The 11,363-nt window shown below is 37.0% G+C and carries 14 protein-coding genes; 8 read left to right on the top strand and 6 right to left on the bottom strand.

Annotation, left to right across the window (positions count from 1 at the left end; translation table 11 throughout):
• Positions 1 to 133: 133 nt before the first annotated feature.
• Positions 134 to 544, bottom strand: a complete 411-nt coding sequence (locus tag ACR65M_RS05340) for an Rrf2 family transcriptional regulator (protein ID WP_121449027.1) — start codon at positions 542 to 544, stop codon at positions 134 to 136.
• A 177-nt stretch (positions 545 to 721) separates the two neighbouring features.
• Here ACR65M_RS05340 and ACR65M_RS05335 point away from each other — a divergent pair, with 177 nt between their 5' ends.
• Positions 722 to 1,609, top strand: coding sequence for a TSUP family transporter (locus tag ACR65M_RS05335; protein WP_121449028.1), 888 nt, complete (start codon positions 722 to 724; stop codon positions 1,607 to 1,609).
• Positions 1,610 to 1,687: 78 nt separating this feature from the next.
• On the opposite strand, the gene ACR65M_RS05330 is transcribed toward ACR65M_RS05335, so the two are convergent.
• Both ACR65M_RS05330 and ACR65M_RS05325 read right to left on the bottom strand, forming a co-directional pair.
• Positions 1,688 to 2,065 carry a VOC family protein gene (locus tag ACR65M_RS05330; protein ID WP_341330150.1) on the bottom strand — a complete coding sequence of 126 codons (378 nt, stop codon included), beginning with the start codon at positions 2,063 to 2,065 and terminating at the stop codon, positions 1,688 to 1,690.
• Between the two features lie 118 nt (positions 2,066 to 2,183).
• Entirely contained in the window at positions 2,184 to 2,882 is a 699-nt protein-coding gene (locus ACR65M_RS05325; protein ID WP_341330149.1) for a Type 1 glutamine amidotransferase-like domain-containing protein, read from the bottom strand.
• A 211-nt stretch (positions 2,883 to 3,093) separates the two neighbouring features.
• On the opposite strand from ACR65M_RS05325, the gene ACR65M_RS05320 reads away from it, so the two are divergent.
• Positions 3,094 to 3,759: a hypothetical protein gene (locus ACR65M_RS05320; protein ID WP_440272801.1), complete on the top strand. Its 666-nt coding sequence runs from the start codon at positions 3,094 to 3,096 to the stop codon at positions 3,757 to 3,759.
• A 43-nt stretch (positions 3,760 to 3,802) separates the two neighbouring features.
• Here the strand turns inward: ACR65M_RS05320 and ACR65M_RS05315 are convergent, their stop codons facing one another.
• A complete protein-coding gene (locus tag ACR65M_RS05315; RefSeq protein ID WP_121449032.1) occupies positions 3,803 to 4,069 on the bottom strand; it encodes a DUF2277 family protein in 267 nt (88 codons plus the stop codon).
• A 184-nt stretch (positions 4,070 to 4,253) separates the two neighbouring features.
• On the opposite strand from ACR65M_RS05315, the gene ACR65M_RS05310 reads away from it, so the two are divergent.
• From ACR65M_RS05310 to ACR65M_RS05285, 6 genes are all read left to right on the top strand, one after another.
• Positions 4,254 to 4,445, top strand: coding sequence for a hypothetical protein (locus ACR65M_RS05310; protein ID WP_121449033.1), 192 nt, complete (start codon positions 4,254 to 4,256; stop codon positions 4,443 to 4,445).
• A gap of 24 nt (positions 4,446 to 4,469) precedes the next feature.
• Positions 4,470 to 5,030 carry an SF0329 family protein gene (locus ACR65M_RS05305; RefSeq protein WP_121449034.1) on the top strand — a complete coding sequence of 187 codons (561 nt, stop codon included), beginning with the start codon at positions 4,470 to 4,472 and terminating at the stop codon, positions 5,028 to 5,030.
• 407 nt (positions 5,031 to 5,437) lie between these two features.
• Positions 5,438 to 6,517 (top strand): endospore germination permease, encoded by a 1,080-nt coding sequence (locus ACR65M_RS05300; protein WP_121449035.1) that lies wholly within the window; start codon positions 5,438 to 5,440, stop codon positions 6,515 to 6,517.
• Positions 6,517 to 8,046 carry a spore germination protein gene (locus tag ACR65M_RS05295; protein ID WP_121449036.1) on the top strand — a complete coding sequence of 510 codons (1,530 nt, stop codon included), beginning with the start codon at positions 6,517 to 6,519 and terminating at the stop codon, positions 8,044 to 8,046. The genes ACR65M_RS05300 and ACR65M_RS05295 overlap by 1 nt, the downstream gene beginning before the upstream one ends.
• On the top strand, positions 8,043 to 9,194 hold the full coding sequence (locus ACR65M_RS05290; protein WP_207900023.1) for a Ger(x)C family spore germination protein: 1,152 nt from the start codon (positions 8,043 to 8,045) through the stop codon (positions 9,192 to 9,194). The genes ACR65M_RS05295 and ACR65M_RS05290 overlap by 4 nt, the downstream gene beginning before the upstream one ends.
• Positions 9,195 to 9,304: 110 nt before the next feature.
• Entirely contained in the window at positions 9,305 to 9,442 is a 138-nt protein-coding gene (locus tag ACR65M_RS05285; RefSeq protein ID WP_341330147.1) for a hypothetical protein, read from the top strand.
• A gap of 220 nt (positions 9,443 to 9,662) precedes the next feature.
• On the opposite strand, the gene ACR65M_RS05280 is transcribed toward ACR65M_RS05285, so the two are convergent.
• On the bottom strand, positions 9,663 to 10,313 hold the full coding sequence (locus ACR65M_RS05280) for a FusB/FusC family EF-G-binding protein (RefSeq protein ID WP_341330146.1): 651 nt from the start codon (positions 10,311 to 10,313) through the stop codon (positions 9,663 to 9,665).
• Between the two features lie 144 nt (positions 10,314 to 10,457).
• Complete coding sequence (locus ACR65M_RS05275) at positions 10,458 to 10,727, bottom strand: CD3324 family protein (RefSeq protein WP_121449038.1); 270 nt, start codon at positions 10,725 to 10,727, stop codon at positions 10,458 to 10,460.
• Positions 10,728 to 11,363: the final 636 nt, after the last annotated feature.

The raw sequence follows: 11,363 nt of genomic DNA, 5'->3' as shown, positions 1-11,363 counted from the left end.
TCCAACCATTTTACACTAAAATTCGAGGTTTTTCGTTCTTTACCTTAATAAATTTACAATTATTTTACATTAATAGGATAGATAGTAGTCGATTGCATAGGAAAGATGGGATTAAAGCAGTCATCTCTTTTGTCTAGATACTACCCTTTAATAAGTCGGAAAGTGTCGTATGATCTAATAACTCTGCCACTTTATCTCTAACAAGTGCCCATAAAGGTTTTAATAAACAATTACCTTCTAATGGACAACTTTCATAGGATGTAATACTAACACACCCCATAGGTGCTAATGGCCCTTCTAAGTTTCGAATGACTTCTCCAATAATAATCTCATTTGGATTTCTACTTAATTTGTAACCTCCGTTTACCCCTCTTTTACTTTGGACATATCCATTTCTTTTTAGTTGCAACAGGATCTGTTCTAAGTAATTAACAGGCACAAGTGTTTTCTCCGATATTTCCTCTATATTTATTAGATTATTCGTTTCTCCACCAAGACAGATTAATGCCCGCAGTGCATATTCTCCCCTACTTGAAACCTTCAAAAGATGATCTCCCCTTCCGCCAAAAATCTAGATGAAGCCTATTTTTTTTAGACAAAGAACCCACCCAAAGAATATGACATATCTTAGGTTAGAATCTTGATTAGATTAGTCAACAATTCAAATTTTTTCTAATCATTTCTAGTCTATTCAGGATTGTTGGAAAAAGGAGAGATAAATATGAGAAGGTTGATAATTCTTGCCTTTATAGGTTTAGCTGCACAGTTAGTTGATGGTTCTCTAGGAATGGCATACGGGGTTACATCCACTTCGTTGTTACTTATGTTTGGAATTGCACCAGCAGTTGCCTCTGCATCCGTTCATATGGCAGAAGTAGTCACAACAGCTGCATCAGGTGTATCACATATTCGCTTTGGAAATGTTGATAAACAAGTCGTATATAAACTAATTTTACCTGGCTCGATTGGCGCTTTTCTTGGTGCTTGTTTCTTAAGTAGTATACCAGGCGATATGATAAAGCCCTACGTATCCACTTTTCTATTAATCCTAGGGGTTTTTGTTATTTATAAATTCCTTTTCAAAGGGAACTCCAACAGAACAACCTCAAATAAGAAATGGACAAAAAAACAATTTGTTCCACTTGGCTTTATTGCTGGTTTTTTCGATGCAACAGGAGGTGGAGGATGGGGTCCAATCGCGACTCCAGTTTTATTGACAGGTAATAAAATGGAGCCGCGAAAAGTGATAGGTTCAGTTGATACAAGCGAATTTGCAATAGCTGTTTCATCTACATTGGGCTTTCTTTTAACATTAGGTTGGACCAATATCAATTTCCAATGGGTGCTTGCCCTGATGATAGGTGGAATCATAGCAGCTCCAATCGCGGCGTGGATCGTCAAAATTATACCTACAAACCTCTTAGGCGTACTTGTAGGCGGCATAATTATTATTACAAATATCAGGACATTATTAGGGGCATTAGATATTTCTAAGACATTCTCACTCTACACGTATACTATACTTGGAGTTCTTTGGCTTATAGCTGTAAGTAACGTCATTGTAAAAATAAAAAAAGGGGCATATGCTCAAAAACAACTATTAGAATAAACGAAAACAGCACAAAGAGGGTCGCTCTTTGTGCTTGATATTATTTGCTAAGTTCATGCTTGCTTATCAGTTGGCCAATTACTTTTTCTCCATTACTGCAAAGTAATTTTCTTCGTTATCCGCAAAATTAAATACCTTGCCCGAAGGCATCGTGACTATTTCCCCGACGGTAATATTTTTGTTTGATAAGTCGGTATGTAATTGATCAAGATTTTCCGTAAAAAACATTAAAGATGGTGTGCCAAGATTTAAACCAGGTGACATTTTTGCAACGAATTCCTTATCATGCAGAATAATGCTTGTTTCTGCACCTTTTGTAGGAGCGATTTCAATCCATCTCATTTGACCATTATCTTCTTCATCAACTATTGTAAAGCCTAATTTTTCTGTCCAAAACTTCACTGCCTCATCCTGGTTATTGACATATAACATAACCTGACCCAATTGACTAAACATACGTTTTTCACTCCTTTAAATTATCCTCTATCAACTAAATGTACCCTAGTATAAATCGTTCTAAACTTTCGTTACGTGGTGACTTCTACGAATTACGTTTTTTAAAGTGCCTATTTGCTCATGAACCTAAGTATATGGTTTTTATTTCTTCTTCGACAATTTGATTATGTGTCCTTCTAACAAAATATGACTTTGCGCTTGGTCGGGAACTAATCGATTGAGTGAGGGTTTCATTTACAAAGTGTAGGGCCACACCATCATCTAGGCCATAACCTTCTTTTATTTTTCCTTCTAAGATTAATTGGTGATAGGATGGCCTTCTTTTATTCTCACCATCATAATGAGGGCAATTACTCCCTTCTAACAAGCCTAAACAATCCAGTTTATATAATGGTGCATTTAATGGATCGGTTAATCCTTCTTCAAACCAGCAGATTGCACCAGCACTTAGGCCAGCAAGAAGAATTCCATTCTCATATGCTTTTCTCAGAACGTGATCTAAACCCCACTCCCTCCATAAAAGAAGCATATTTCTGGTATTTCCCCCGCCCACATATATAACATCCTTCTCCAGAATATATTCTTCTAGATCCTCAAAATTAGGTTCAAATAGGGATAAGTGGGTTGGTTTGCAGGGAAGCGAATGAAACGCCTTATAAAACCGCTCAATATAGTTTGTTTGGTCTCCACTAGCAGTTGGAATAAAACATACCTTGGGGAAATCTTTGTTTACTTGAGCCAAAATATATTGATCTAACAAAAGATTATTTGGCTCCATCGAAAAGCCCCCGCCACCCATGGCAATAATCTGTCTCATTTCAAGATTTTCCTCCTAGAAACGTCTTTTTATATACATTCAACAAATTTAACCATTATCCTTTTTCTATCAAAATCTCTCTGATTAAATTTGGACATTCACCCAGCTAATTCAACATGAATATCTTAGTAAACATCTACATTTAAAAGGAGTGTTTTCATTGAGTCGTTTTTACACACATTCCGTTCAACCTGGTGATAATCTTTGGCAGTTGGCGAGAGCATACAAGACTACTGCCGAAGAGATTTTTCAAACAAACCCAGTAATTAATCCATATTATTTGAGAGTTGGGGAATATATTAAGATTCCAAATACACAACTTAAAAAAGATCGTTGCATCAGCCAAACCGAGCTTGATTACCGTAACGATATGCGTAGCCTGTGGGAGGAGCATGTTGCATGGACAAGAATGGCAATTATTAGCCTCACCTTCAATTTGCCCGATTTACAATTTGTACTTACTCGACTCTTACACAATGCAACAGACATGGGGAATATGGTTCGTCGGTTGTATGGTGACGCGGCTGCAACCACTTATGGAAATTTAATTAAGGAACATCTTCTGATTGCAGCTGACCTTGTAAAAGCAGCCATTGCCGGTGATCAACAAGCTGCAAGTACAGCAGAAAAAAAGTGGTATCAAAACGCAGATGAAATTGCAAAGTTCTTGAGTAGTGGAAATCCATATGTATCTGAAGAAACAGTAAGGAAGATGTTTTATCAGCACCTAGACTTAACAAAACAAGAAGCCGTCACTATGATTAATAAGGACTATCAGAAAGACATTGAAACTTATGATAAGATTGAAAAGCAAGCCCGCGAAATGGCAGACATGATTTCTGATGCCATGGTTCTTCTGTATCCGGATATGTTTTGACGTTTTCCCTCCTTTAAAGTAGGAGGTTTTTTTTGATTATATTTTATCCAAATCTTTTAGCTGACCGAATCCGAGCACGCTCTGCCTCTACCTCACGATTTTTGGGTTCGGCGCTAGTCTTTAATGAGTTTAATAAATTACTCGTAATCAAAGCTATTTCATTGATTGCTTGGTTAAATGCCTCTTCGTTAATCTTTGATGGCTTGTTAAACCCAGTTATTTTTTTAACGTACTGCACAGATGCAGCGTGAATCTCTTCATCCGTAGCTGGTGGTTCAAAATTAAATAAAGTTTTAATGTTTCTACACATAAGGTACCCCTCTTTTTCTTCATTTTTATTCTAGATTATAAACTCACTATACACGATTGGACCATGTTAAATAAACTCAGTGTCATTATTTTTATCCAAATCATTTAGTTTAAAGGCAGAATATCATCAATATCAATTATAATTGGATTATCTAAATGAAATAGAGATCAGGTAGGTAATTTTAATGAAGGTATATCGATTAAAAAAGCAGTTTAAAGGATACAAAAAAGGAACACATTTTTACCTTGTTGCCCAATCGGAATTTATTGGGGTTAAAGAGTTTGTTTTGAGAACGAAAGATTTAACGGATCATCTATCTCTTAGTGAAGCTGAATTTCTAACGTATTTTACTTTTTTGAAAGATTCTTATCAATAACGCCGTATAGTGAGGGTGATTTCTATGCAATGGAGTAAGACGAAATCCACAATTGAAAGTTTTCTATGTAAAAAACTAAAAGGACGCATCAAAGTACATGCAACGGTTTATCGCAAATTCCATGATCGTCCAAGCAGAGTCTGGATAACATTAGACAAAAAAGAAATAGTAAGTGCGTCCGATATCTCTTATGCAGTAACGTATGAAAAGTTATATCAAAAGATGCAAAAGGAAGCTGGTCTCAAAGGGATTCCCTATAACGAAAATTGGGAAGTCATGTTTAATTCAAAGGAATATCAGAAATTAGAAGAGCTATCCGATGATGCTGAAAAATTGATGATGAACCAAAATATGTTTGAGAGTTATCATATTTATCAAGCCTTTATGAGATATAGCACTTTATCAATTGAGGAAGCAATACACTCAGAAAATGTTCTTATTAGGGCATACGCCATGCTCGATAGAAGGCTGGGAAAAAGAAGATTAACAGAACTGGATTTAACGGAAGATACACATCCATTAATTGCAGACTTTTACAAAATAAGATGTGATGTAGAAGGAATACAATACAAGGAAGTGCAGTAGAGAAATAGAAGAAGATCGGTCACCTTTTATCATCCTCCAGTCTCCCTGCTCAACAGTATTGTTGCACTGTGTAGCAAATGACGGTGTTCTGCAGTTTATCAATATAAACATAAAAGTTACCTAAAACATTTATTGCGCATTATGATTCAACTAAACTCCCAGTCAGCTAAATAAAGTATTTTTTAATAATTCACTATGGTTGTATTTGCTGACAAAAAAATAATATGTGTCCATTAAAGGTTATGACTTTTTGCCATAACCTTTTAAACATTTTCAAGTTCTTTTAATCGTTCCTTCTATCAAATAAACCACTTAACAGGAAAGTTTCCATAATGAATAGAACCAAGTTAATGAGGGAATTCTACCCATGATATTTCCATTCCATTTGTTGGAAATGAGGTGAGATTTTGCCTAAGATATCTCCTATTCAGTCATACATGATTATTTTGCTCTCGATTGGATTGTTGAACCACGTTCTTATTGTCCCGTTACTGCTAGGAGTATCAGGGCGAGATGCTTGGCTTGTCGTCCTTCTTGTTTTTGTCTCTTCACCTGTGTTGATAGGTTGTTTGAGCTACATCCTTAAAAACATGAAGAATCAACACTTCAAGAAGTGGCTAGAGCAGTGCTTTGGGAAGTTTTTAGCAGCACTTTTACTTATTTTCTATAGTTTATTTATATGGCTCATGGGCCTTATTTCCTTAAAGGATACTCTAACATGGACGATCGCGGCGTACTTGCCTCAAACACCCATGCTTTTTCTCGCTGGAATCACACTTGTTGCTTGTTTCTTTGCTTCAAGGCAAGGACTCAGCACGATTGCGATTGTAAGCGGGATATTAGTTCCTTTTGTTATTATTTTTGGTTACTTTGTGTCGTTTGTGAATTTTCAGTTTAAAGATTATACCCTGCTATTCCCTGTGTTAGCAGACGGAGCTGCTCCATTATGGAAAGGTATTCCATATGTTGCCGGGGGATTGCTCGAGTTATTTATATTGATGATGCTCCTTCAGCATCAATTAACAAAGAAACCAGGATTCAGAAGTTTGATGTTAATGTCCCTCATCCTTGCAGGACTTACATTAGGACCTTTGATGGGCTCGATAGCAATATTCGGACCAGATGAAGCGGCTAACCAGCGATACCCTCCTTACGCTCAATGGAGAATAGTTAGAATGGGAGAATATGTAGAGCATGTCGATTTTCTTTCGATTTACCAATGGTTATCCGGAACATTCATTCGGGTGTCGCTTTCAATCTATCTCTTGGCAGAATTATGGAATATACAAAATCATAGATGGTTTCCCATGTTATTAGGAGCATTTTCCATGCTTATTGCCATTTTGTTACCAATTAGTGACATGACTTTTCTAGGACTGTTGGGCCGATTTTATTTTCCTTCATTCTGCATTTTTACAATAGGAACCTTGACCTTGTATGTCGTACGAATCATTTTTTCTAGACAGAGCAAAAGGAGAAACAGCTGATGATGAAACGATTCAGATCCAAGATGGCGACAGGAAAAAGGCCGTCAACTAATAATTCAGAGGCAACAGTTTCGCAACCTCTTAATGAACAATCACTGATCCAGCACTTTAAAATGTGTCAAGATGTAAAGCACCATGTTTACAAATTACAACCTAATGATGAACAATCGAGAATCCTTTTGGTCTTTTGTGAGGGTTTAAGTGACAACAAAACGTTCATTCATGAGACAGCGCTCCCCCATTTGACACGTTTTTATGAAAACTATGGTTTTCATCATCATGAGGAAATTGCAGAGTCGAGTCAATTAAAATTAGAATTCGTCACTCCTGAGGAGTGGGAGCAAACGGCCGAAACGGATATTTTTGAAGGCAAACTGCTGTTGTTTATCCCGACGCTACAAACTTTGTTTTCCCTCGATATTTCAAAAAAACCGTCACGAAATCCTGAAGAATCCAGTATTGAGGTCTCGGTAAAAGGTCCAAAAGATGGATTCGTAGAAGAACTGGGTGTCAATGTGGCGTTAATACGAAAACGCATTAAATCAACGAGCATGATATATGAAACAAAAAAAGTAGGCGTTCGCACTAAAACAACCGTTGCGATTCTTTACATGCGTGACATTGTTAACCTTAAGATCGTTCAAAATATAAAGAATAAATTGGATGAACTTCAAATTGACGGAGCATTCAGTGCTACTCAACTAGAAGAATTAATGAAACCGACAAAAGCATTGTTTCCTTTGATGGGCTATACAGGCAGACCAGACTTTACAGTGAACTGTATGTTAAATGGCCGTGTAGCGTTAATTGTGGATGGCACACCGGCTGCTTTAATCGCACCAGCTAATTTGTTCCTACTCGTGAAAACCCCCGAAGATATCCACCATACTGCACTAGCGGCTACGTTTGGTCAATTTCTTCGATTATTAGGGTTGTCTGTTTCCTTACTACTACCTGGTTTTTGGGTTGCCATACTTGCCTATCATCAAGATCAACTCCCCTATTATCTACTTGCAATGTTGGGGGTTAACCGATTGGGAATTCCATTTGATGTCATAGTGGAAATGTTTATTGCTCTTGTCTTTTTAGAAATCCTACGAGAAGCTGGTATCCGATTGCCTTCAGCTGTCGGCAGTACGGTAACGGTTGTAGGCGGACTTATACTGGGGGATGCGGCCATTCGAGCAGGTTTCTTATCCCCTGGTATCGTTGTCATTGGAGCGCTTACTCATGTGTTTGGTTCAACTTTATCTAGCCAGGCATTGGCTGGAACGATTAGCATTTTACGCTTCTTCCTTTTCACGCTTTCCGCTATGCTTGGCATCTACGGGTTCTTCCTTGGATTATTTATTGTACTCAGCCATCTAGCCTCATTGCGTTCATGCGACTTGCCTTACTTGGCACCGATCTCACCTCCATTTAAAGACTTTGCCAATGCACTACTTCGAGTGCCTTGGCGATGGAGAAAAACTCGGCCGGATATGTTGAATACGCAAGATCCTACAAGCCAAGGGGACAGGAAAAAATGAGGGGATATAAAAGTATTGTTGTCATTCTACTCCTCCTCACCCTTACTGGGTGCTGGAGTAGATACGAAGTGCAAAACATGAACTATGCAACGGCTGTTGGAATTGATTATCTCGATGGCCGATACATCATTTATGTGCAATTGCTCGATTTCACAACAGTGGCAAAGCTCGAGGTACAGCAAAAGGCGGAACAGCCCCCGGTTTGGGTGGGCAAAGGTGAGGGTTCCTCATTTACAGAAGCGGCAAATGATTTGTATAGTACATCACAACAGCGCTTAAACTTTGGACAAATTTCTGCCATTTTGTTTAGCGATAGACTACTAAAGGAAAACAAAGTCGGAGAAGTACTGGAATTAATCAACCGATATCGTGAAATAAGGTACTTATCATGGCTTTTCAGTACAAAAGAGTCTATTGAAGATATCCTTTTGGCAACACCGTTTTTTAGATTGTCACCAAAAGCATCGATTCTTCACAATCCCGAACAAAATTTCAGACAGCGTTCCATCCTTACTCCGATCCGCCTACAACAATTTATATTAGATTCAAACGAAAAGTCCAGAACTAGTTATATACCGGAAATATCGATACGTAAAGGTCAGTGGAAGGAAAGTAATAAACCAAAAGAGTTGCTTAAATATTCCGGTATACATGTTTATGATCAGGACAAATATTTTGGACGAATGGAACTCAAAGAATTATCAGGAATGCCCTGGCTAAGTAGCCACACGATTCGAGTGCCTATTGAACTGATTACCGAAGAGAAACTTGAAGCTGTCCTCGTTGCAGAAAAACCCGATTATAAAGTAACCCCGATTGTAAAAATGGACAAAGCGTTTTTTGATATTTCTGTGAGTGTGAAAGCCGGAATCAATGAATTACATACGGATCTTAGCGAACAGGAAATCTCACAAATGGCTCAAAATGAAATAGAGAAGCAAATTAGGAATACGTATCAAACTGCATTAAATAAGGGTATAGATATATACAACTTAGGTCAATCTTTATACCGCAAACATCCGCATCAATGGAAACGTATTGCTACAGGAAAACAGTATCTCGTTTTAAATCAAGATTCTCTGCACCACGTAAATGTCGAGGTGAACATCGTTTACTCTGGAAGATATAAATTAAATGACAATAGTTAATCACAAAGAGCACTTTGGCTTACTTATCAGCAAAAAACATTAATTATTAGAATGGTGGAAAAATTGATAAAAAATGCGGATGATGAGGAAGCAAGGGAAATTATGGGTGGGTGAAGCAACAGATGGGCTATTATGTTTTACAAATAGAAGGGATATTCCAGCAAGAAGGAATTGTTAAACCTGTCGGATTTACTCAAGAAGATGTAAATTTGGATGCCCCTAAATTATTAAGTAGACAAGCACAGTAATAGTGCTTGTCTATTTAGTAATGGTCTTTTTCCATTATTTGATTTGCGGAGTAAGCTCAATAAATGACTGGATACTTTTTAAATTCATTTTTACATTGCCTGCGTAATACGTTAATACGTTTATAACCTAGAATTCAATTACCCGTTTTACTGCTATTAAAAAAGAAAGCATCCTTATTCTTGAACCGCTCCAGTTAAGTAAAGAAATCACCATCAGTTTTCATTTTCCCAGTGAATCTTTTAAAAAAGCATTTAAGTATTCAACATTCGATATTTTTTTATTGCATTCAGTACTGTCAACACAAATAAGATTACCGATGGACTTGTAATAATCCGGATTATTAGATTTTTTCGCTTTTGTTACGGTGGAAAAATAGGCAACATCACCAAAACTATTACAGAAGGAACAAAGATTTTTCTTACTAGTTGGTGTAAATTCGCATTCAATGCCGACCATTTTTCCCTCTAGCTCATAAACTATAAATTTTTTATTATATCCTAGGTCATTCCAGCTTAAATAGGTCAACTGGTTAAGGTCTATATTTGATAAATCAGGTAGTTTAATTTTTTTATGTTTTGGAAACATCTTTTTCAATTGCTGCTGAGTGATTTCTGGAAAGGGTAACAAAAAGTCAGAAAGGTTTTGAATATACTGCTCGTATTCTTTATCAGTTTTCGGTCCTGCAAGAACAAGCATTTCTTTTTGTTCCAATGATGCATTTGGAAATAGATCCAAGATTTTGGCATTGGCCAAGTCAATCACAGCTGCCAAAACATTTTGAGGTACGTTCTTGTTGGTGCTATCTTTAATTAAAGCAATTTGTTTTTTTATAAAATTTAACTGTTCATTTTTAATAAATTTTCCATTCATCTCGTATAACTCCAATCATTTGCTGCAGAATCTCTACTTTTATGATAAACAATGCAGCAAACCACCAAAATGGAAAAGATGAGTTAGAAACGTTTTTTACATACGAACAAGCACTGCCAAAAGATTTTCAACAGTGCTGTTCTCCTACTTTTTATGTGAATAAACGATTTTTTTAATGGTTTCGGTTGAAAGGTAATATTCCTCAGCCAGTTGCTGGATACTGCTGCCACTTATAAAAGAACTTCTAATGGTGTCATTACGGCGATCAAGTAACCGTCTCCCACCACTTGAGGTTCCCCATTTCAGATGTTCCGTTTCCGGCTTGGGAATGTATAACGTTTCCCCTTGAACATATTTTTGGATTTCTAGAATTAGCTTTTCAGGTAAAACTTTGGTTGCATTAATATATTTCAATTTTGCTCGCTCCTTATTTTGATATTTAACAAATAAGGTGCAAAGCCAAAATATTAGAAAGCTTGTTTAGCGATAAAGATAAATGTTCGCCCCATGCAAAGTATCGCCTTTCCAATACTAGGCTTTGCATGAGTGTAAGAAGTACCAGATATTCTTAAGTGATTATCCAACTGTAAGCACCCCCTTTAAAATGAATTATAGAGAAATTTACTAATAGATGAAAGCGTCTTTTTATGATTTTTTTCATTCTTATTTTTTCAACACAAAATGGCCAGATTTACTCCAATGATTCATATCCCTTTAATAATTAATTAACGACAGTTTCTTTCTTAAGGAAATCGGCTGCCTAATTAACGTGATAGTTGTTTTTTATCAAGTTTCCCTAGAGGCGTGTATGGTAGATTCTCAACAATTTTGATCGTTTTGGGAAGTTGGAATCTAGCTACTCTTGGGCGCACTGAGAACCACTGGTTTCCTCTTCATCAGTTCATGAAGGGGATTCAATCGACTGGAACTCACTGGTTTCCTCTTCATCTCGGTTATGAAGGGGATTCAATCGACTGAGAACCACTGGTTTCCTCTTCATCAGTTCATGAAGGGGATTCAATCGACTGGAACTCACTGGTTTCCTCTTCA

The organism is Ferdinandcohnia sp. SAFN-114 (assembly GCF_059415045.1).
The sequence above is the reverse complement of the archived record's forward strand: the minus strand, read 5'-3'. Positions and strand labels throughout refer to the sequence as shown.